Consider the following 21517-nt stretch of genomic DNA (forward strand, 5'->3'; position numbering starts at 1 on the left):
GATCATGAGCGCTCAGACACCAGATTTCGAACTTACAGACAGCGATTTTAAAGCTGTTGCAAAGAAGATATTTGATGTGTCTGGGATTGTTCTTTCTGAACAAAAAAAGTCAATGGTATACTCCAGGCTGGTAAGACGCCTAAGAGCATTAAATTTAGATTCATTTACAAGATATTTAGATTTAGTAGATAATGACCCTAATGAATTTACCAACTTCGTCAACTCACTTACTACAAACCTTACAAGCTTTTTTAGAGAGTCTCATCATTTTGAATATCTTAAAGATGAGCTTAACAAGCTGATTGCTGAAGGTGTTCCAATTAGAATTTGGTCGGCTGGTTGTTCAGCAGGAATGGAGCCATACTCGATTGCAATGGTTGTTTCTCATTTGCTTGGCAGAAATTTATCTACATACGATATCAAAATTTTAGCTACAGATATTGATACTGACATTTTAGCAAAAGCCAAAAGAGGTGTATACGATATTGCAGAAAAGAAAAATATTCCTGACGACTATTTTAAAAAATACTGCAAAACTATTAATGAGGATGGTGAAGAAAAAATTAGCATGAATGCTGAGTTAAGAAATTTGATTGCATTTAATCAGCTAAATTTAATGGGGAATATTCCGCTTAAAAGAAAAATGCAGATTATATTCTGCCGAAATGTATTAATTTATTTTGACAAGCCTACTCAGTCAAAAATCTTTGATAAATTTCATCAGAATATAGATAAGGAAGGAATGTTGTTAATTGGACACTCTGAAACCATAGGTGATAGAAGCTCAATTTTCAAATTGATTGGCAAAACAACATATAGAAAAATAGGGTAGTTGCTATGGTTTTAGATGCAATGAAAAAATTTGTTTCAAAAGCAGATAATAAAACCTACGTTAAAATTTACTCAGGCGATTGTTATGCAACAAAAGAGCCTGAAGAAGTTATGGTAACAATATTAGGCTCATGTATTGCTGCATGTATTAGAGACCCGCAGCTTAACATTGGCGGTATGAACCATTTTTTATTACCTGCGACAGATGGCGAAGTTACAAGCTATACAATGAGCAGATATGGATCGTTTGCAATGGAGCAGCTAATTAACAGTATTATTAAAATGGGTGGTGTAAAAAGCAGACTAGAAGTTAAGCTTTTTGGCGGTGCTAATGTTAGCGCAACTTCAGCGCTAATTGGCTCGAAAAACGTAGAATTTATCAAAAAGTTTTGTAAAGAAGAGAATTTAAATGTGGTGGCAGAACATTTGGGCGGCACTCAGGCACGAAAAGTACAGTTTTGTCCTGGTAATGGCGTTGCTATGATGAAGCTTGTAACTTCAGTAGAGCAGGAAAACGTTGTACAGGAAGAAATGGTGTACAGCAAAAAAGTGGTTGTTCAGGAAGACAAGGGTGGTTCTGTCGATTTATTCTAATTTGGGAGTGATATTATGAATAAAAAAGTTAGGGTATTGATTGTTGATGATTCAGCATTAGTTAGAGATTTATATACAGAAATGCTATCAGAAGATCCTGATATTGAGGTTATTGGTCAGGCAATGAATGCAGATGATGCACGTAGCAAGATAAAAGCGCTGAATCCTGATGTTATTACTTTAGATATTGAAATGCCAGGAATGAATGGTCTTGAGTTTTTGGAAAAAATTATGACATTAAGACCTATGCCAGTTGTGATGTCATCTACACTTACTCAAACAGGGACAGAGCATACTATCAGGGCGCTTGAAATTGGTGCTGTAGATTTTATTGGTAAGCCATTTGCTAAGGAAGATCCATATACACTCAAACTTGTTAAAAACCAGCTTGCTTCAAAAGTAAAAATTGCTGCAAATTCTAAAGTTCAGGCAAGGCAGCCAGTTAAAAAAGCCGAGAAGAAACAATATAATTTCAAATCTAATATGCTTATTGCTATTGGATCATCAACAGGTGGAGTTGAAGCTAACAAGGTGCTTTTAGAAATGCTTCCTGACGGGATGCCTCCAATTGTTATAACTCAGCACATGCCAAAGGGTTTTACTTCGTCTTTTGCAAGAAGACTTGGTGAATCATTAGGCAGACCAGTTCATGAGGCAACTGACAGAATGCAGCTTCAGTATAATAATATCTACATTGCTCCTGGTGATATTCATATGCAAATAAAAAAGAAGGGTGATAAATATTATACCCAGCTAGATAATGGTGATTTATATTCAGGTCACAGACCGTCTGTAGATATCATGTTTAAGTCGATCGCTGAATTTGAAAATGATAAAGTTATAGGGGTTATTCTTACAGGTATGGGTAAAGACGGTGCAGAAGGTTTATTGGAGATGAAAAATCAAGGCGCTTTTACAGTTGGTCAGAATGAATCTAGCTGTATAGTTTATGGTATGCCTAAAGCTGCTAAGGCAAATGGTGCAGTAACTATTGAGTTGCCTTTAGAAAAGATTGCGGATACAATTATTAAAGAATGTTTAAGTTAGTAACTGTAGATTTTTGATAAATAGAATTGATAGTTGGTCGTTATGATAGAGAAACAGGAAGAAGAAAAAAATAACAATTTTTATAAAGGTAGTTTGAATGAAAATTTAAACTCCATTATTACTTGTATTGAAGCTATAAGTAAAGTTCTTCCAATAGCATCTAAAACTGTTGAGACCACTATTACGGAATTAAGCGGTAAATTCCAGAACATCGCAGTAAGCACACAAAAACAAGGTGAAAATATTGATAAAATTGTGCATTTAGCACTGAATATTCAGGCTGAAGATGGAAGTTCAATGAGTTTATCTGAATCTTTAAACCTTATTAACAAAACTTTGTCAGATTCAGTTGATAAGATTATTCACGTTTCAAAAATGGCTATGTCAATGGTTTATAGTCTTGATGAAGCTATGGCAAGCCTGCGTGATATTGATAAAGTTGTAGATGATATTCAAAAAATTACAAAGCAAACAAATTTGCTTGCGCTTAATGCTACTATTGAGTCTGCAAGGGCAGGGGAATATGGTAAGGGTTTTGCGGTCGTTGCAAGCGAAGTCAAAAACTTATCTAAACAAATATCTCAAATGTCATTTTCAATGCAGGCAAGAATTACTGAGGTTACAAATAGCGTACATAAAAGCTATGAAACATTGGGTGAAGTTGCGACCATTGATATGTCTGATAATATAATGATCAAACAAAAAATTGAAGAACTAATGTCACGTATGATGAAGCAAAATGAAAGCTTTTCACATACACTTAAAGATGTTTCGCGCGAGACCACAGAAAATGCTAATTCAATAACAGGAATAATTGTTAGCATGCAATTTCAGGATAGGGTGTCGCAATATATTATGAATTCACAGTCTACATTACTAAAAATCGCAGAATATTTAGCTATGATAAATACTGACCAAAATGCAATATCTGGAATTAATAAAGATTTGGTCGAAGAATTTATTAAAATTATGAAATTAAGTGAAATGAAAACCATTTTACTTGATGAACTAAAAGGAAAGCAATATGATATAGGTGACATTAAAGATACTGATGGAAATAGCGACGATGAAATTATGTTGTTTTAGGTAGGAATTCATGGAATACAAAAAAATTATAAAAGATTCATCTTGTACAATAGAGGTAAGTGGAAAATTTACCTTCAATGACCATATGGAATTTAAAACCATTTTATCTTTACTTAAGTCAGAGAACATTAAAACTCTTGAGCTGAATTTAAGTAATCTTGAGTTTGTTGATTCTGCCGCTCTTGGTATACTACTTATTTTAAAAGATGAGGCTGAAAAGCATTCGATAGAACTAATACTAAGGTCTCCTAAAGGACAAGTTCAAAAAATGTTTGAAATTTCTAAGTTTTACATGTTGTTCAATATAATCGATTAGTAAGAAATAAATGAAAAAGAACTCTATAGAAAGTATGGCTATAATGCGGGAATCTAAAATTCTCGTGGTAGACGACATGGAGTTCAATGTAATAATGATCCAGCATTTATTAATGAAGAACGGTTTTAAAAATGTTTTTACTGCTAAAAATGGTATAGAAGCTATTGAAATTACAAAAAAAGAAATCCCTGATCTTGTTATTCTTGATTTAATGATGCCAGAGATGGATGGCTTTGAATATTGTACTATAATTAGAAAAGAAGAGAGATTTGCAAACCTTCCTATCATTGTACAAACTGCAACAAACCTGACTAAGCAAAAAACACAGGCATTCAGTTGTGGTGCCACAGATTTCGTTAATAAACCAATTGATCCTGAAGAATTAATTGCGCGTATTAAGGTGCATTTGGAAAATCATATATTACTTGAGAAGCTTCAAAACTATCAGGAAAGGCTGCGTTCTGAGCTTACAAACGCTCAAAAAATGCAGGAAGCATTAATGCCAAATGATTTGGCGCGTAAATTACTACTTGAAAATTATGGTCTGAAAATTCAGTCGTATTTCTTACCATCATTAGAAATTGGTGGTGACTTTTGGTCATTTGATCCAATAGACGAAGATAGGGTTGCCTTTCACATCACAGACTTTTCTGGTCACGGTATAGGGGCTGCTATTAATACTTTCAGGCTTCATACTATTATTAGTGAACTTAAGGATAAATCTTTAAAGTTAAGCTCAGCTGAAGCTGTAAATCATATTAATCATAGCTTAACAGCTATACTTGCTCGCGGGCAGTTTGCAACATTACTTTATGGAATATTTGATCTTAAGAATGACCAGATTGAGTATACGGCTTGTGGGTCTCCACCAGGTTTTATTTTGAACATTCGTGAAAAAACAATTCGTAAAATTGATTCCGCAGGACTTCCAATAGGAATTTCTTCATCTTATAGCTATGAGCATAAGACCTCAGACTTCAAAAAAGGAGATATATTAATTTTATATAGTGATGCACTGATTGAAACAGAAGACTTACATGGTAATATGCTGGGTTTAGAGAAGTTAGAATCAATGCTTACAAACTATATTAATTCAACTAATTCTCTTATGTCGGAAAAACTATTTGATCATATAATGGAAACCTTTGCTAAAAATTATATGATGCGTCTTACAGATGATTATACTCTGGTGTTTTTTGAGAGGATTTAACTTTTATTTCAAGAAGCTTAGCTGGTTTTGCTTCCTCAATATTCTCTATAAATAGCTTCCTTATTTCAACGGGCATATTGGTTAGCCTATAAGACTTTTCGTCTTGATCGTGTATTTCGTAAGGTATCTGATTAAAAGTAGTTACAGCAGAATTATGCTTAGAAATTAAATGTTTAAATTCATAAAAACTAATATTTTGTGATGTATAATATAATACAACCTTAGAGTTATCGAAAATTAATTTTTTTATAAAATCTATGCTTTTATTGTTTTGATACGCAAATTGTATAAAGTGATTTATTTGATGACCATATATTGGTTTTAGTTCTTTATAAAGATTAACCCACGGACTCAATGTTTCTGCCCACTTCTCCCATTTTATCTGAACATCTGGAATGTCATAACCAAAACTCATTATTAGATCAATAATATGAAAATAACCGTATCTGCATGCTATATCAAAATACTCATATCTGTTGTCATGATCTGCATCAGTTTCACCAGCTTTTGATTCAAGTACGTTAAAAAGTAGTCCAGTTTTTTGTGCTTTATCTAAAATATTTTTTGCCGATAAATAATGTCCATTTGAGCATAAGTCGTGGAAAAGAATATTTCTTTTGGCAAGAAGCATTCCGTCTCGATTTAAAAGTCCTGCAGCTTCGGAATCTTGTTCTAGTAAGGTAGCGATATCCCATAATTTATCTATAATATCAACTCTGTTATTCACGCACGCGCTATAAAATGCTTCAAAATCGCTATTTATAAATAAAAATAGCTGTAAATCAGTGTTTTCAATTAATGAGAAAGTGTAGTCGATTATTTCTGAATTTCCTTCACAGCATGCGCTATGAAACATTTGATAAAACATTACTCGTTTATGGTCTGGAGTTATTTGGTTGATTTCATCTGCTTTTGTAGAAAGGAATTTAAGAGAAAGAATTTGATTTGTAATTACTGGAACTTTAAAAATATCTGATCTATTATGTGTAAGGGTAGTAAACTTAAGTTCTTCCGTATTCATTAAACTCCATAAATATTCTGCGATTTGTAAGTGTCCATGTTTTAAAGCATTAGTTATTGATTCAAAAGAATAGCGCGTTAATAAATTGGCATGGTCGTTAACATCTAACATGCTATAGAGCTTTTTGACTAGCTCAAGGTTTCCGCTTTCAGATGCGCTAACGAACCCTAACTTAATTTGTTCATTCGTAATGTTGTAAGTGCTGAATAAGTGTTCAATAATTCTAATTTGATTATGTATGCATGAGTAGGCATATAAAATATCTAAAAAGTTATAATCTTTAATTATATTTTCAAAGCTACTTAACTGATTATCATAAAATAAATCTGATAAAATATTAATTTTAGTATTTAAATCAAGATTATCCCATAAAGCATTGCATAAATTATTATCGCTAAATCTTTGATATATTTCTGTAAAGATTCTTACTTTCTCTGGTCTGTTTTGTTCTAAGAACCATCTGCTTAATACATCAAAACGGTAATTAAGATATAGATCAATTATTTCCTGAGCCCTCATAAAAACCTACTATGGTAAATAAATTAATATATTGAGGCTAACATAGTACAAATATGAATTCAAACAAAAAAGGCTCGTTAAATTTAACGAGCCTTTTCATGGTTTTAATTAAAGAAGCAAATTATGCTTTGGCCGCTGCTTCTTCTTCTGCTTTACGTCTTTGAGCAATAGTAATTTTTTTGCTTAAGCCTTTTACAGCAAATAACCATACAACGCAGATGATTAAGAAAATCACTGATGTTGTAGGAGCAAGAATTACTACGTCTTTAACCGCAAATACTAACGCAAGTGTACTTTGTACGAAAGCACCACCAGCTTTACCAAGTCTACCGCCTAATACGTCAACCGCAGCTTTACCTTTGGTTTTTAGTTCGTTATCAAGTGGAATATAAGCCATCTCTTTTGTTGGATCAAAGAGAGAGTATTTTACAGCTTTAGATATTGTTACTAAACCTGCACCAAGGAATGCTGCAAACGCCATTGTTGTGAAGCCCATTTCCTGGAACATTGGAGCAAGTGAATCTTTTTGAATAATAACAAAGAAGAACACTGAACCACAAAGTAAAGTAATAAGTGGTGTTATTACCGCAGCTTTAAACCAGCTTAAAGAACGAAGGATATTAGCACCAACACCTAAGATGAATAATATTGTGAAAATACCAACGAATGTTGAGAAGTTACCCATGAATGCATGGTAACCGCTTTGGTTGCCGGCATAGTAAAGTTTAAGCTGTTGTTTCCATTGTACTTCAACTAAGTTAATAGAGATACCGTAAGAAACTACGAGTAAAACGATTAAGCCAAGTTCAGGTGAAGTGAAGATAACTTTAGCACTTTCGCTAAGGCTAAGTTTAGCTTTTTTCTTCTTAGGTTTGTTAGCAGCTTCTGCTTCATCATAGAATTTTGGATCACTGAGAACATTTGTATGCATCCATCTGAAAAGGTACATAGCAAGCACACCCATAGCAGCAACAATTGCCATTAAAATCTTAAGTGATAAGCCCCAATGGTCACCTTGTACTTCTACGTAGTGGTGAATGTTGTTACAGAAATGCTCTGTTTGACCTGCGAAAATGAGACCAATGTTTGCAATTAAAGCGAAAAGACCGTAGAAGCGTTTTGCTTCATTCATTCTTGTCACTTGGTTGGCAAACTGCCAGAAGAGTAATGATACCATCGCACTTCCCCAAATTTCTGCCATTACATAAAATGATGAGAATGCCCAGTGAGCATAAATATCAATAAATCCTGTAAGATTAGGATATGCTTGGTGTAATGCAGCAATTGATTCAGGAGAAGGATGTACAGCAGCAATGTTTGGATAAATCAAGAATCCAAATGCTGCAAAATATACTAAGAAAGGCGTTACGATAACATAGAAAATCTTTTCACTGTTAAAGATATTAGATAACTTAGCATATAGTATTACAAACAATACCGCACATGGTGTTACGCAGTATAATTTGAGGAATGGAATAATATTTGCGCCTGCAGCGTTTACTACTAGTACGTCTTTTGTATCACGCATTACTGTGTAATTGAATAAAAGACAGAACATAATAAGTGCCATAGGCAAGAATTTTTTCATTTCGTAGTTATGTATCGGCCAAAAGATACCGCGCCACTTAGAAAAATGCTCTTCGGTTTTAGTACTCATGTAAATTCACCTTAAAAAAATTAATTGAACATAGTTGAATTGTGACTAAGCTAAAATTTGTAACTTTTTAACTTGAGTTTTGCGTTAATAGTTCCAAGATTAGATAGTATTATTTACTAAAAAATTTGCAATTATTTAACAAAAAACAACTTAAATCATTATTATGCAAATTTTATGCCTAATCATGATTTTCCTATGCTTTCTAACAGAAAATTAAAACAATGTAAAGAAAATACTAATAATAAATTGAATGATTTATTATTTTTTAAAAAGTTTCAAAATCAGCAATTTGTTATGAATAAGAATGATAGTTATTAAATTTAGATGGTGCCGTAAGAGGGATTCGAACCCCCGACCTATCGCTTACAAGGCGATTGCACTACCACTGTGCTATTACGGCTTATAGGTGCAATTGTGTATTTGAACAAATGGGAATTTACCTATTATTTCATTTTAAGTCAATAGTTTTATTTGTGATTTTTCAATTTTGTTTGATCTAACAATATTTTACATGCAAAGATTGCCATATAATAAAAAGGTGTGCAAATTAGGCTAAACATTATTTTAAATAAAATTGCACTTGAAAATACAGTAAAAAATTTACCGTTAGGTATGGTTCCAAGGTATAGCATTAACGAATATATGACAACAGAATCAGTTATTTGTGAAACTATAGTGCTGGCGTTATTTCTGAGCCATATATACTTTCCTTTAGTTAAATCTTTGAAAAATAAATATATTCTAATATCAATTTTTTGGGCTAAATAGTTGGATAATATAGAAGCTCCAAATACAACTTCGTATAATCCGAACATTTTATTATACTCATCTTTTGAAATGTATGACCAGGAAGTTGATGGTAATGTATTTGTTATCATAAGTAACAAAGCCACAAATAGCGAACTTATAACGCCACATTTTACTGCAAAATCAGATTTTTGTTTACCATAAAACTCCGATATTAAATCGGTAAATATAAAAGTAATAGGGTAGGTTAAAGCTCCGACGGATAATTCAAAATCTATTCCAAATATACTAAAGCTTGTAAACTTCTTAAAAATTATGTTTCCTAATATAAGGCAGCTACAAAATAAGGTAAGTAGCACTATGTATATTTTGGTTCTGTATCCGAAATCGTTCATGGCATACCATATTGACGGTTAATTTTTAGCGTATAATATAAATTTTTTAATTTTTTCTTATTATTAATGTGGTAGAATTTTATTATATACTGCAATACTTATAATACTAAGGGCATGCATGAACAACATATTTTTTGAAAGAATTAAGCATGATTTGGGTTCTTTAGTAATCCCAGCTAATGATTTTACCAAGTTATTAACAATTGAAATATTGTATTACTTACCTGATTACCCTAGTATATTGCAGAGTTTTACCTGGCAAATGGAAGATATTTCACCAACCTATCCGCATTTAGATCGATTTTTAACTTATTGGGATAAGGAAATTATAGCTAAAATTAACTCTGTAAATGTAAGTATAGGTGGGGAATGTGGCAACCGAGAGTTTAGATATCTTAAAGATGTAATCAAATTAATTTAAACAGATTAAGTTTTTTCTTGTCAAACAATTAATTACAGTATTTAATTATATCAATAGCATTATTTAATGTTGTATTGTAAACATACAACAAAGAACAGTGGGTGAAATTGATAGATGATTAAATACGGTGCCATTAGAAATAGAACGAAAGTCTCGTTAATATATTTCGCAGTCCTGATGGCTATGACCATAATCATGGTCGGTATTTCAGAATATAATAAAATCGAATCAACTCCTACTCCTAACTTACTGGATAATAACGATATTTTCTCATTTCGTAAAACTGATGCAATAGTCCCTCAGGATAATTCTGTTTCATTTACAGTTCAGAACGGTGATACTTTAAGAAGCATACTTGCAAACGCTGATATTAGCGAAAACGACGCAGGTAATATCATAAAGTCATTAAAAAAGGTCTATGACCCTTCTAAAATCAGTATTGGGCAGAATATATCCATTTTCTATGACGACTTTGATAAAACTTCTATCTCTGCCGTAAAATTCTCTATCACATCAGAAAAAACCATAGAGCTTTCCAAAACAGATGAAGGCTTTTCTGTTAAAGAACGTTTCATACCCCTTGTTAAAAATTATGTGCATGTAACCTCTAAAATTGAAGGCAGTTTATTTGGTTCGACTCAGGCAAGTGACGTGCCATCTATTATTGCCCAGGAATTTGTAAAGCAATTCAGTTACGACGTTGACTTTCAACGTGATATTCACGAAGGCGACAGCTTCGATCTTGTTTATGAACGTTATTATGATGCATATGGTAACTATGCCCGTGATGGTAAGCCTATCTACATGTCACTAAACCTTGCTGGGGAAGTTTATAAACTTTACTATTTTGAGGGAAAAGACGGGAAGGGTGATTATTATTCTGAAAGCGGGGCATCGGTTCGTAAGGAACTATTAAAAACACCAATTAATGCTTCCAGGATTTCTTCTGGTTTTGGTTTAAGAAAGCACCCAGTTCTTGGTTATAGCAAAATGCATAAAGGCGTAGACTTTGCTGCTCCTATCGGAACACCTATATTTGCTGCGGGTGATGGTACTATCATAGAAATGGGTCGTAAAGGTACATACGGTAATTATATTAAGCTAAAGCATGGATCAGGCTATAGTACTGCCTATGCACATTGCTCGAAGTTTAAAAAGAACCTGAAACTGGGTACTAGAGTACAGCAGGGTGAGGTTATTGCATATGTTGGGGCAACAGGACGTGTTACAGGACCTCATTTGCATTTTGAGGTACTCAAAGGTTCTCAGCACATTAACCCTGTAAACGCTAAGTTTGCTTCTAATAATAAGGTTAATGTAAACGAAACTAGAGAATTTAAGCGCTATGTTCAAAAGCTTAACCGTAAGCTAATTTCAATGCCAAGCCATACAGAAATTTCCGCAGATTCTATAAAAGGGTTATAACCTGCCAAAGTATTTTTAAATAAAAATCCTGTAAAATTTAGTTATCTGTAATTGATAATTTAAGGTTTTCTGCTATTATCGCTGAAATTTACTATATATTTCAGGAATTTAGAATGTCTTCAAAAAATGTCAAAGTGAATAATAGCCTTTCAAAATATATCCAAATCACAAGAGATGAGCAAAAAAAACCAGAGCTTGTGGCAATTGGTATTGCCAGAAGTATTCTGCTGGCAAGCATGATATGGAGTTTAATCTCTAATGTGATTAGGCATATTCCAGTAATAGGGGGCTTGCTCAATGTGAAGCTTATTAAATTAGCTGTAAGTTATGCTGGTGCTATGTTTATTAATAACACAAATGCTTTGAAAATTTTATCGACTAAAATGCAAAATTTAGATAAAGATATACAAAAATTTGCTAAAAAAAATACTCATCAAACAAAAGACATTAATCTTCAATTTTTTCAGAATTATTTACTTACAGGTTTAAAACATACGTCTCACGCTTTAAGTATTGCAGCAGGCTTTATGTTTGATTCATGGTATGCTGAAAAAACAATTGTAAATTTAATAAATAAAAATCAAGGTACTCTATTTTCTGATTTAATAGCTCGAATACTTAATGCTTTTGGTAGTGACGTTACTGAAGATTTAGAGCAAAGAATTATTGATAACAATAAAGGACTAATTGAAACTTTATCTCCAATGCCAATTTTTTATGATTACAGAGCTGAAGTTTCTAAAGGTGCTGTTCAGCAAATCTATAATGATTTAGGAATCTAGCCTTATTTTAAATTAGTTGGTGAGGCGAGATTTCTATCTTTAAGTGGATTAATAGAGTTTTTCATAAGTATAATTGAAAGCCTAATATTTTCAGGTGCATTAGGATCTTTTGTATTTAAAAGCTCTCGGTCTGCCTTGCCCCCAATTTTACCTATCTGATCAGAATCTATACCAGCTTTTTGTAAGTATTGCCTTGCAGAATTTGCTCTATCTGAGGATAATTCCCAGGCATCGTAGCTTCCTGTTCTTGCGCTTGTTGTATAGCCTGTTACAGAGATAAAGTTAGGCATATATTTTATCATCTGAGCAACTCTTTCTAAAATGAGCTTGGCATGAGGTGCAAGTTCAGTGGTTCCTGGCTTAAATGTTGGCTTGTTATTAGTATCTACTATCATAATTTCAAGCCCTTCGGGAGTTATATTGATTCTAATATTTTCAGCATTATCCTTTAAAACTTTATCCTGATTTATAGCTGCCTTAAGTGCTTGCTCCATAGTAATGAAGTTTTTTTGATCTGCTTCATCATCTTTATTTTTTTCCTCAGGTGGAGTGATTAAAACTCCTTTTGAAGGTGCGCCGTAAAGAATTTGATTATCTGCATATTCAGCTTCTTTATTAGATTCTGTCTTGCTAGAAGATTTACCGCCCTGAAAGCCAATACCTTTTTCATCTCTGATTCCTATTGTTGGGGTGAAATATTCAGCAATCCCTCTTAATGTTTCCTGTGGGGCGCTTGATAAAAGCCAAAGTAAAAGGAAAAACGCCATCATCGCGGTTACGAAGTCAGCATAAGCAACTTTCCAAGCTCCACCATGGTGACCGCCGGCTACCTTATTGATCTTCTTGATGATTATAGTGGTTCCACCACCTTCTTTATCTTTTGACATAAATATTTAAAATATATGAACTTATTAATATATTGTCGTGTATTATTTTCCTAAAGTCAAGTTTAGTTTTAGTTGGTCAAATTACTGAATGTATGATAAATTCTTGGCACAATTGAATGAAACGGTGCAGTTTAATGAGTAAGTTTTCCTCTCCTTTAAGATCGCTAATAATTGCTTTAGATTATGTAAAGCCATTTAAATATGAGCTTGTAGGGGTTATGGTGTCACTTGCTATATCTTCAAGTTCAGTTCTTGGAATAGGTGATGGCATAGGCAGCCTGATAGATAAAGGTTTTGCTAAAAATGATTATAAGGTTTTAAACGAAGCTCTAATTATTTTATTAGCCGTATCTATAGTACTTGCAATTGCAACGTTTTTTAGATCATTTTTAATTTCAAATATATGCGAAAAAGTGGTTGCTAAAATCCGTCAGGATGCTTTTTCTGTAGTTGTTGGAATGCCTGTTGAGTTTTTTGAGTCGCATAAAATATCTGATATTATTACAAGGCTTACTAACGATACAACATTACTAACTAACATCATTACAGCTCTGTTATCGGTTGCCATCAGAAATATGATATTACTTATAGGCGGGCTGGTTTTACTCGTTAAAACAAGTGTTTTTCTGAGTATTATTGTACTGGGACTCATGCCTTTAGTAGTAATTCCTATTGTAATTGTTGGCAGAAAGGTAAGAACTTTATCAAAGGATGCTTTGGCAAAAATATCTGAAATCAGTGAAAGAGTAGAAGAAAGCTTAAGGGGCATACTTACAGTTCAGGTATTTAATCGCGAAGCCTATGAAAAATCTATTTTAAATGGTAAGGTTGACGAAGCTCTTCATGCCGCTCAGGAAAGAATATTTTTACGGGCTTTGCTTGTGGCACTAGTAATTGCTATAGTATTTGGTTCAATAAGCTTTGTATTATGGATAGGTGGTCATGAAGTTATTGATGGAAAGCTTACTAGTGGTAGTTTGTCGTCATTTGTATTTTATGCTGTGCTTGTTGCTTCAAGTAGCGGGGCGCTTGCAGAAACATTAAGTGAATTCCAAAAAGCACATGGTGCTGTTGATAGAATATTTCATTTACTTGCTTATAAAAGTAATATTAAAGATCCTGAGAGTCCAAAAATAATTAATGTAAGCGAATTTTCAAGTATAAACTTTGACAATATCAGCTTTGCATATCCCTCTAATCCATCTAAAAATGTTTTAAGCAACTTTAGCTTATCAATAAATAAAGGTGAGACCATTGCTTTTGTAGGGCTTTCAGGCAGTGGTAAATCTACAATTTTTAACCTGCTTTTAAGGCTTTATGACCTTGAATATGGTGAGGTTAAAATAAATGATATTAATATCAAAAATATACTCATGAGTGATCTAAGACGGCATTTTGCAATAGTTCCGCAAGAAACGGTTATATTTTCGGCAACCATTTATGACAATATAAAATATGGTAATTTAAATGCTAGTTTTGAGGATGTTGTACAGGCAAGTATTGCAGCCGAAATTCATGAATTTATTGAAGGATTGCCTGAAAAATATCATACGTTTGTTGGTGAAAAAGGCATGAGGCTTTCAGGCGGTCAAAAGCAAAGGATAGCAATCGCCAGAGCAATACTTAAAAATGCCCCAATTCTCTTACTAGATGAAGCTACAAGTAACTTAGACAGCGAAAATGAGCAGCTTATACAAAAGGGTCTTGCAAGACTTATGGCGGGTCGTACAACTCTTGTAATTGCTCACAGGCTTTCTACAATTGAAAATGCAGATAAAATAGTAGTACTTGATGGTGGGGAAGTTAGCAAAATGGGAACTCATGATGAGCTTTTAAGCACTTCAGATATATATAAAAAATTAGCCAAAGTATAAATTTTGGGATTTTAAAGAGGAAAAATGAATACAGTAGATTTAATGAATGCTTTGTCTCCGGATCAGCATCAGGCAATAAATGCAGTAAGAGAGGGCAGAAATGTATTCATCACTGGTAAGGCGGGTACTGGAAAGTCCTTTTTAATTACGTTACTTAAAGCACTATACCATGACCGTGGAATTGAAATTACAGCTACAACAGGTATTGCTGCCGTAAATATTGGCGGTGCTACTATCCATTCGTTTTCAGGGATTGGAGCAGGGGATATGCCTGTTGAATTTATAGTAAAGCGGTTAAAGTCTGCCAAATCACGCCAAATGCGTAAGAAAATCAAAGAATGCAGGCTATTGGTAATAGATGAAATATCAATGCTTGCCAGCGATACAATTGATAAAATTGATATGGTTTTCAGAAACATTCGTGAAGTTAATGTACCATTTGGTGGTATTCAGGTGGTATTAATTGGAGATTTTGCTCAGCTTCCACCCGTAACACGTGATAACCAGTATTCCTATGCTTTTAATAGTCAGGTATGGCGCGAAGCTAACTTAAAAGTGTTCGTATTAAAGAGTATTTTTAGGCAAAAAGACCCTGAATTTATTGAGCTTTTAAATAATATTAGACTTAACCAGCTATCAGATAAAGACGTAAGACTTCTTAAATCTCGTGAAAACCTTAAGCCTGATTTTAAAAACTTAACCATTATTGCAACACATAATGATCAGGTTGATAGAATTAATACCCATTTTCTGAAAGAACTTAATACAACATCTCAAAGCTTTAAAATGGAAGAATATGGGGATGATAAGGATAAACTTGATTACCTAAAAAAATACTGCTTAGCTCCAAGTTCTTTAGAGCTTAAAATTGGCGCGCAGGTTATGATGCTTAAAAATACCCACTACAAAGAAGGTATTATTAACGGATCAACCGGCAAAGTACTTGATTTTATTATATTTAAAGGCAGAAAACTACCTGTAGTTAGGTTTAACAACGGTGTTGAAAAGGTTATTGAATATGAATCATGGGCATTAGAGGATATTTGCCTGGAGACTGGCAGGTTATCTGAAATTGCCTCAATTGCGCAGCTTCCATTAAGTTTAGCATGGGCCATTACGGTGCATAAATCACAGGGAATGTCTATTGACCGCATATATTGCGACTTAAGTAAAGCATTCGCACCAGGTCAGGTTTACGTAGCTTTATCAAGAGCCAGAAGTTTAGAGGGGCTTTATATTCAGAACTTTAACCCTCGTAAAATCATTGTAAATCAGCAAGTTAAAGATTTTGAACACTCTCTTGCTTGATTATTTAAATATTATGATAGGTAATTTACAACTTAACAAGTTCTCTTAATATTATTGAAAGGCTTACCATAATTAAAAAATATCCAAATGCCCTTTTTTGATGATGGTCTTTGAGTTTGCTGGCAAGCTTATTACCTATGTATAAACCTAATAGAGATGATAATACAAATTTGCCTAAAAATAACCAATTAAGGCTTGGAAGTAATTTATAGTCACCCACGATTCCTACAGATGAGTTAATGCAAATAATAAGCAGTGATATTTTGGTTGCATAACGCATTGAAAAACCTAAAATACTAACCATAGCAGGTACAATTAAAAAGCCGCCACCTGAACCTACTAAGCCTGTGAGACAGCCTATTAAAAAGGCTACTGCAAAATACTTAGGGTATACTTCCTTAATAGATGTTGCATCCCCGCGTTCTACATGGTTTCTAAATGCCATTCTAAAGCCAGAAATTAGCATCATAATTGCTATAATTGCCTTAAGTAAAAAGTCTTTGGATAATTTGATTAATTCAAAATCTATAATTGTTTCAGGTATTTCCTGTAACAAATAATGCCTAACTAAATATGTAGATAACGATGAAGGAAGTGCAATTGCAAACGCTTTTGAAACATTTAATTTATTCTTTTTCTGCCCTAAAACAAAGCCCACTAAGCAGGTAACTGCTACAATAAATAATGAGTAACTGGAGGCTACAGTAGGTTTTATAGCGAATACATATATTAAAGCAGGTAATGCTAAAATTGAGCCGCCGCTACCAAATAAAGCTAAAACCATGCCTATGCAAAGTCCACATATTATAATCGCTAACCACATATTTAAAAACTCCAGAATTATGAGCTTTTACCACAAAAACCTGTCATATAGCAAGAAGATTAATAGGCTAGGTAATAAGTTTATTTTTAAAATAGACAAATTTAATTAAAGGATTAGTTAAAACATAGGGGGATAAATTTTACTTATTTGAAAAATATGAATTTATTAAATTTTAAATAATTTTGTATCGATGGGCGGTAATTTGTCATTTAAAATTAAAATATTAACTATTTGGTAATTAACCATTTTATCGTAAGTATGAGGTCAAAATGAAAGCACAAAAAATTGATATGAATGAATTATTCAATCTTCAAGGTAACAAAAGAGTATCAGATGAATTTTATAATTTATGCGCAACAATCAACAGAATGATAAATAAGGAAATAGATTTGTCACAACAAAATAATACCAATGTTCAAGTTGATGGTATGAGGTCACTGCGTGATATGCTTGAGCATTATGCAACAAAAGCGGTTAAGGGCAAGCAACAAAACGATACAGACATTGAAGAGATAGAAAAGTTTAGTAAGGATGCTATTAAATACATAAAAAGTAAGTTGGGTAAGGAATATTTTAATTCTCCAGCTTTCTTTGTCTTGGTTGCAGAAAAACACGAGATTGTAAAAAAGCAAAATGAATCTTTAATTGACGATAATAACACATCACTAAACAAAGTAAAAGCATCTGAAGATAAGGAATCAGGTAAAAAACCTGAGCCAGAAAAAGCTGATAATAAAGCGTTTGAATCAAAAATGTTTGATGCAACTAAAAAGATTGTAGAATCAACTGATTTACCAAGACCTTTACTTGGTGCGGTAGTTTCTGGGATTGAAAAATCATCAAAAAGCGGAAAAATGGATGCAAAAACCGTTACTGAGAACGTTAAAAAAGCAATGAAACCAATCATAGATAATCCTGCAAATAAACAGCATAAAAGTAAGCTTGTAAAAGCGTTAAATGTAATCCTAACAGCGCTGGTAAGCATTATAACATTAGGTGTGTATCCTATTGTAAAAGCTGCAAAAGGTGAAAAAATAGGAGTACTAAGCTCAAATAAAAATAAACTGCCTAATAACAAAAAAGGTAAGGGTAAGGAAATTAATGATGGAATGATGTTCTAGATAGTTAAGAAAGATTAAAAGCTGGATTTTAATCCAGCTTTTAATCTTTCTTAATATTGGTTATATCCTTTTGATTTGAGGCTTTTATTAAGTCTAATATTTAATTGCTACCCAAAATTTTAGAAATTTTGTTGTTCGAGAAGATTAGCAAAATCAACCTAATATATATCAATAATATAGCAAAGAAATAGTTTATAAAAGTAAATATAAGCATTGAGTTTTAATAATTTTATTTGTATGATGTTGGGGATTATATATTTAATATAAAATTTAATAAAAAGAGAAAAAATATGTCAAAGTTTAGCGTAGATATAAATACAATTAAATCAATTTGTGAAGTAAATACTCCAGAACTAATCAATGAGCTTGTAAATTTTTGTGAGGTTATTAATACGTCATTAATGTCAAATATTGACATAACTAAACTAAATAATTCTGATATTACTATTTATGGCAAAAAATCAATTAGCGAAGTTCTTGATTTTTACGCTGAACTTGAAAGTGCATATGATTCAGAACAATCATCTGATGTTCAGGTTGCAAAAGATACAGCTGCAAAAAAAGCCGAAATTTTAACTGAGGCAGTTAAATATGTTAAAAATACTCTTGGTAATGGTAATTTAAATTCTTTAGAGTTAATGAAGGATGTTGCTGTTAATTTCACATTATTAAAAGCAAAAATGCAATATAATAGTATGCCTAAGACTGGTTACGCTAATACAGAAAATTTATTAGAAACTAAAGCCTTAAAAACACTAGAAATAGATATGCAAAAAGGTGCAGTTTCAGTTGCCGAAGATGTTGGATTAGGTGGTGTTTATGGTAGAAGTAAACAAGAAGATACATTAGTTTTTGCTGAGTTAAATGAAAATTTTGATGATAATGCAGCTATAAAATATTTATCATTTATCAATAATAGTATTGGAAACGAAACTAAAGCTAATGAATCAGGTAGTACTGCTGTAATGAGCTATTATAATGCTGAGACTAAAACTTTAAGCTACAGTAATCTTGGCGACTCAAGAATTATGCAAGTTGTATTAAACCAAGATGGTACAATTGATCCTGATAACACTTATAACTTAAGTCAGGATCAGGAAGCTTTATACCCTGTTAGAAAGAAAATGGTTGAGAAAGCAGATGGATATGTTATGGCAGGCAATCCAAAAGGCATGTTTTATAACAGAGTTAACGGTGATATAAAATGTGGGGGTGCATTTGGTGACAGTAATGTTCCTATGCCAAATACTCCAGATTATGGTCAAGTTAAATATGCAGATTTGATCAAAGAAGGTAAAAATATTTTTGTAATAGTATTTTGTGATGGTATTGTTGACAGAGATAGTCTAAATCCTTACAAAATTTCTGAAATCGTTAGAGATTATAATAAAGCATCTTCATCAGAAAAGGATAAATTTTCTTTGGCTTCATTGTTATTAAGAAAAGCAATAGATGGTGGATCGCAAGATAATATTTCAGTGCAGGTTGCTAATATTAACAATGCTCAAAATTCATTTATTAATGCTGTATTTGATGGTCATGGCGGGAAAGAAACTGCGCAGCAAGCAAAACAGGTTATGGAAAAATTAGTTAAACAATATGAAATTGTTAATGAGGTGCAAACTTCTCAAAGTCCAACATCTGTTAGTCAGACAATCGCTAATATTATTGAAAATAAGAGTGAAAGTCACTATAGAGCGCCAAATTCTGGAAATTATCATTCAAAATAATAGTTTTGATTATATAAAAAAAACCGGGCTATAAAAACCCGGCTTTTTTAATTTTGAGTAAGGTTGAAACTAGAAGTCCATTCCGCCCATACCACCCATTCCGCCCATGCCAGATGCCATAGCAGATGGTTTGTTATCTTCTGGTTTTTCAACAATTGAAGCTTCTGTGGTAATAAATAAACCAGCAATAGACGCAGCATCCTGAAGAGCAGTACGAACTACTTTTGTAGGGTCTATAATACCAGCTTCAAACATGTCTACATACTCTAATTTTTGAGCATCAAAACCATAGTTTGCATCTTTACTGTCATTAAGTTTAGCAATTACAACTGCACCATCAATACCTGAGTTTTCAGCAATTTGACGAAGTGGAGATTGTAATGCACGTCTAATAACAGCAATACCAGCTTTTTGGTCTTCGTTTGTAGCTGTTAAATTATCAAGTGATCTTGAAGAATAGTAAAGTGCTGTACCACCACCAGAAACGATACCTTCAGCAACAGCAGCACGTGTTGCGTTAAGAGCATCTTCTACGCGGTCTTTACGTTCTTTTACTTCAACTTCTGTTGCGCCGCCAACTTTAAGAACGGCAACACCACCTGAAAGTTTAGCAAGTCTTTCTTGTAATTTTTCACGGTCGTAGTCAGATGTTGTTTCAGCTACTTGCGCTCTGATTTGGCTACATCTAGCTTCAATAGCTTCTTTCTCACCGTTACCATCGATAATTGTTGTGTTTTCTTTTGTAATAACAATTCTCTTAGATGTTCCAAGTGCGGTAAGATTTACGTTTTCTAACTTCATACCTAAATCTTCACTTACTACCTGAGCGCCTGTTAAGATTGCGATATCTTCAAGCATAGCTTTTCTTCTATCACCAAAACCAGGAGCTTTAACAGCAGCGACTTTTAGGCCACCACGGAGTTTGTTTACAACAAGTGTAGCAAGTGCTTCGCCTTCAACATCTTCAGCGATAATTAAAAGCGGACGACCAGACTGAACAACAGCTTCTAAAAGTGGAAGCATTGGCTGAAGACCTGTTAATTTTTTCTCGAAAATTAAAATATAAGGTCTATCTAACTCTACAGTCATTTTTTCTGAGTTTGTTACAAAGTATGGTGACAAGTAACCACGGTCAAACATCATACCTTCTACAACATCAAGCTCAAACTCTAAGCCTTTTGCTTCTTCAACGGTAATTACGCCTTCTTTACCTACTTTTTCCATAGCTTCAGCAATTTTTTCACCAATAGCTGTATCGCCATTTGCAGAAATTGTACCAACCTGTGCGATTTCTTTTTTGTCTTTAACAGGACGGCTTTTTTTCTTAAGGTCTTCGATAACGCTTGTTACTGCAAGGTCAATGCCTCTTTTTACGTCCATTGGGTTAAGACCAGAGCTTACTAACTTGTTACCTTCGTTAATAATAGATTGAGCAAGAACTGTAGATGTTGTTGTACCATCACCAGCTTTGTCATTTGTTTTGCTAGGCACTTCACGAACTAACTGAGCGCCCATATTTTGCATTCTGTCAACGAGTTCAATGCTTTTAGCAACTGTAACACCATCTTTTGTAATTTGTGGCGCACCGAAAGATTTTTCGATGATTACGTTTCTTCCACGAGGACCTAATGTAACTTTCACTGCATCAGCAAGAATGTTAGCGCCTTCGATCATTCTTTTACGAGCTTCACTACCGTGTGAAATAATTTTTCCAGCCATAATT

The 21517-nt window shown here is 33.2% G+C and carries 19 protein-coding genes and 1 tRNA gene; 13 read left to right on the forward strand and 7 right to left on the reverse strand.

Annotated elements, in window-relative coordinates; genetic code table 11:
- Window positions 1–4: 4 nt before the first annotated feature.
- From BGO27_00735 to BGO27_00760, 6 genes are all read left to right on the forward strand, one after another.
- A complete protein-coding gene (locus tag BGO27_00735; protein ID OJV13684.1) occupies window positions 5–832 on the forward strand; it encodes a hypothetical protein in 828 nt (275 codons plus the stop codon).
- Between the two features lie 5 nt (window positions 833–837).
- Entirely contained in the window at window positions 838–1425 is a 588-nt protein-coding gene (locus tag BGO27_00740; protein OJV13685.1) for a hypothetical protein, read from the forward strand.
- A 15-nt stretch (window positions 1426–1440) separates the two neighbouring features.
- On the forward strand, window positions 1441–2472 hold the full coding sequence (locus BGO27_00745; protein ID OJV13686.1) for a hypothetical protein: 1032 nt from the start codon (window positions 1441–1443) through the stop codon (window positions 2470–2472).
- Between the two features lie 42 nt (window positions 2473–2514).
- Complete coding sequence (locus BGO27_00750; GenBank protein OJV13687.1) at window positions 2515–3558, forward strand: hypothetical protein; 1044 nt, start codon at window positions 2515–2517, stop codon at window positions 3556–3558.
- 10 nt (window positions 3559–3568) lie between these two features.
- Complete coding sequence (locus BGO27_00755; GenBank protein OJV13688.1) at window positions 3569–3874, forward strand: hypothetical protein; 306 nt, start codon at window positions 3569–3571, stop codon at window positions 3872–3874.
- A gap of 76 nt (window positions 3875–3950) precedes the next feature.
- On the forward strand, window positions 3951–5084 hold the full coding sequence (locus tag BGO27_00760) for a hypothetical protein (protein OJV13689.1): 1134 nt from the start codon (window positions 3951–3953) through the stop codon (window positions 5082–5084).
- On the opposite strand, the gene BGO27_00765 is transcribed toward BGO27_00760, so the two are convergent.
- The 4 genes from BGO27_00765 to BGO27_00780 form a co-directional block, all read right to left on the reverse strand.
- Entirely contained in the window at window positions 5044–6624 is a 1581-nt protein-coding gene (locus BGO27_00765) for a hypothetical protein (GenBank protein OJV13690.1), read from the reverse strand. The two genes, BGO27_00760 and BGO27_00765, sit on opposite strands and share 41 nt — an antisense overlap.
- A 121-nt stretch (window positions 6625–6745) precedes the next feature.
- Complete coding sequence (locus tag BGO27_00770; protein OJV13691.1) at window positions 6746–8281, reverse strand: hypothetical protein; 1536 nt, start codon at window positions 8279–8281, stop codon at window positions 6746–6748.
- Between the two features lie 325 nt (window positions 8282–8606).
- A tRNA-Thr gene (locus BGO27_00775) sits at window positions 8607–8681 on the reverse strand.
- 67 nt (window positions 8682–8748) lie between these two features.
- Entirely contained in the window at window positions 8749–9423 is a 675-nt protein-coding gene (locus BGO27_00780) for a hypothetical protein (protein ID OJV13692.1), read from the reverse strand.
- Between the two features lie 154 nt (window positions 9424–9577).
- Here BGO27_00780 and BGO27_00785 point away from each other — a divergent pair, with 154 nt between their 5' ends.
- From BGO27_00785 to BGO27_00795, 3 genes are all read left to right on the forward strand, one after another.
- On the forward strand, window positions 9578–9844 hold the full coding sequence (locus BGO27_00785; GenBank protein OJV13715.1) for a hypothetical protein: 267 nt from the start codon (window positions 9578–9580) through the stop codon (window positions 9842–9844).
- Between the two features lie 177 nt (window positions 9845–10021).
- Entirely contained in the window at window positions 10022–11269 is a 1248-nt protein-coding gene (locus BGO27_00790; protein ID OJV13693.1) for a hypothetical protein, read from the forward strand.
- Between the two features lie 113 nt (window positions 11270–11382).
- Entirely contained in the window at window positions 11383–12051 is a 669-nt protein-coding gene (locus BGO27_00795; protein OJV13694.1) for a hypothetical protein, read from the forward strand.
- A gap of 2 nt (window positions 12052–12053) precedes the next feature.
- Here BGO27_00795 and BGO27_00800 read toward each other — a convergent pair whose 3' ends face one another.
- Window positions 12054–12938 carry a hypothetical protein gene (locus tag BGO27_00800; protein ID OJV13695.1) on the reverse strand — a complete coding sequence of 295 codons (885 nt, stop codon included), beginning with the start codon at window positions 12936–12938 and terminating at the stop codon, window positions 12054–12056.
- Between the two features lie 134 nt (window positions 12939–13072).
- Here BGO27_00800 and BGO27_00805 point away from each other — a divergent pair, with 134 nt between their 5' ends.
- Window positions 13073–14812: a hypothetical protein gene (locus BGO27_00805; protein OJV13696.1), complete on the forward strand. Its 1740-nt coding sequence runs from the start codon at window positions 13073–13075 to the stop codon at window positions 14810–14812.
- 24 nt (window positions 14813–14836) lie between these two features.
- The gene (locus BGO27_00810) at window positions 14837–16120 is read left to right on the forward strand and encodes a hypothetical protein (protein ID OJV13697.1); all 1284 of its coding nucleotides are present in this window, start codon (window positions 14837–14839) and stop codon (window positions 16118–16120) included.
- A 25-nt stretch (window positions 16121–16145) separates the two neighbouring features.
- Here the strand turns inward: BGO27_00810 and BGO27_00815 are convergent, their stop codons facing one another.
- Window positions 16146–16943 carry a hypothetical protein gene (locus tag BGO27_00815; protein ID OJV13698.1) on the reverse strand — a complete coding sequence of 266 codons (798 nt, stop codon included), beginning with the start codon at window positions 16941–16943 and terminating at the stop codon, window positions 16146–16148.
- Between the two features lie 269 nt (window positions 16944–17212).
- On the opposite strand from BGO27_00815, the gene BGO27_00820 reads away from it, so the two are divergent.
- Window positions 17213–18064 carry a hypothetical protein gene (locus BGO27_00820; GenBank protein ID OJV13699.1) on the forward strand — a complete coding sequence of 284 codons (852 nt, stop codon included), beginning with the start codon at window positions 17213–17215 and terminating at the stop codon, window positions 18062–18064.
- Between the two features lie 290 nt (window positions 18065–18354).
- Window positions 18355–19794: a hypothetical protein gene (locus BGO27_00825; protein ID OJV13700.1), complete on the forward strand. Its 1440-nt coding sequence runs from the start codon at window positions 18355–18357 to the stop codon at window positions 19792–19794.
- 69 nt (window positions 19795–19863) lie between these two features.
- On the opposite strand, the gene BGO27_00830 is transcribed toward BGO27_00825, so the two are convergent.
- Window positions 19864–21513, reverse strand: a complete 1650-nt coding sequence (locus tag BGO27_00830) for a chaperonin GroL (GenBank protein OJV13701.1) — start codon at window positions 21511–21513, stop codon at window positions 19864–19866.
- Window positions 21514–21517: the final 4 nt, after the last annotated feature.

The sequence above is a fragment of the Alphaproteobacteria bacterium 33-17 genome (assembly GCA_001897445.1).
GTDB lineage: Bacteria > Pseudomonadota > Alphaproteobacteria > Rickettsiales > 33-17 > 33-17.

Excerpts from the sequence above, each read along its gene's own strand:
- BGO27_00735 (OJV13684.1), top strand. The coding sequence starts at position 5 with ATGAGCGCTCAGACACCAGATTTCGAACTTACAGACAGCGATTTTAAA.
- BGO27_00740 (OJV13685.1), top strand. The coding sequence starts at position 838 with ATGGTTTTAGATGCAATGAAAAAATTTGTTTCAAAAGCAGATAATAAA.
- BGO27_00745 (OJV13686.1), top strand. The coding sequence starts at position 1,441 with ATGAATAAAAAAGTTAGGGTATTGATTGTTGATGATTCAGCATTAGTT.
- BGO27_00750 (OJV13687.1), top strand. The coding sequence starts at position 2,515 with ATGATAGAGAAACAGGAAGAAGAAAAAAATAACAATTTTTATAAAGGT.
- BGO27_00755 (OJV13688.1), top strand. The coding sequence starts at position 3,569 with ATGGAATACAAAAAAATTATAAAAGATTCATCTTGTACAATAGAGGTA.
- BGO27_00760 (OJV13689.1), top strand. The coding sequence starts at position 3,951 with ATGGAGTTCAATGTAATAATGATCCAGCATTTATTAATGAAGAACGGT.
- BGO27_00765 (OJV13690.1), bottom strand. The coding sequence starts at position 6,624 with ATGAGGGCTCAGGAAATAATTGATCTATATCTTAATTACCGTTTTGAT.
- BGO27_00770 (OJV13691.1), bottom strand. The coding sequence starts at position 8,281 with ATGAGTACTAAAACCGAAGAGCATTTTTCTAAGTGGCGCGGTATCTTT.
- BGO27_00780 (OJV13692.1), bottom strand. The coding sequence starts at position 9,423 with ATGAACGATTTCGGATACAGAACCAAAATATACATAGTGCTACTTACC.
- BGO27_00790 (OJV13693.1), top strand. The coding sequence starts at position 10,022 with ATGGCTATGACCATAATCATGGTCGGTATTTCAGAATATAATAAAATC.
- BGO27_00795 (OJV13694.1), top strand. The coding sequence starts at position 11,383 with ATGTCTTCAAAAAATGTCAAAGTGAATAATAGCCTTTCAAAATATATC.
- BGO27_00800 (OJV13695.1), bottom strand. The coding sequence starts at position 12,938 with ATGTCAAAAGATAAAGAAGGTGGTGGAACCACTATAATCATCAAGAAG.
- BGO27_00805 (OJV13696.1), top strand. The coding sequence starts at position 13,073 with ATGAGTAAGTTTTCCTCTCCTTTAAGATCGCTAATAATTGCTTTAGAT.
- BGO27_00810 (OJV13697.1), top strand. The coding sequence starts at position 14,837 with ATGAATACAGTAGATTTAATGAATGCTTTGTCTCCGGATCAGCATCAG.
- BGO27_00815 (OJV13698.1), bottom strand. The coding sequence starts at position 16,943 with ATGTGGTTAGCGATTATAATATGTGGACTTTGCATAGGCATGGTTTTA.
- BGO27_00820 (OJV13699.1), top strand. The coding sequence starts at position 17,213 with ATGAAAGCACAAAAAATTGATATGAATGAATTATTCAATCTTCAAGGT.
- BGO27_00825 (OJV13700.1), top strand. The coding sequence starts at position 18,355 with ATGTCAAAGTTTAGCGTAGATATAAATACAATTAAATCAATTTGTGAA.
- BGO27_00830 (OJV13701.1), bottom strand. The coding sequence starts at position 21,513 with ATGGCTGGAAAAATTATTTCACACGGTAGTGAAGCTCGTAAAAGAATG.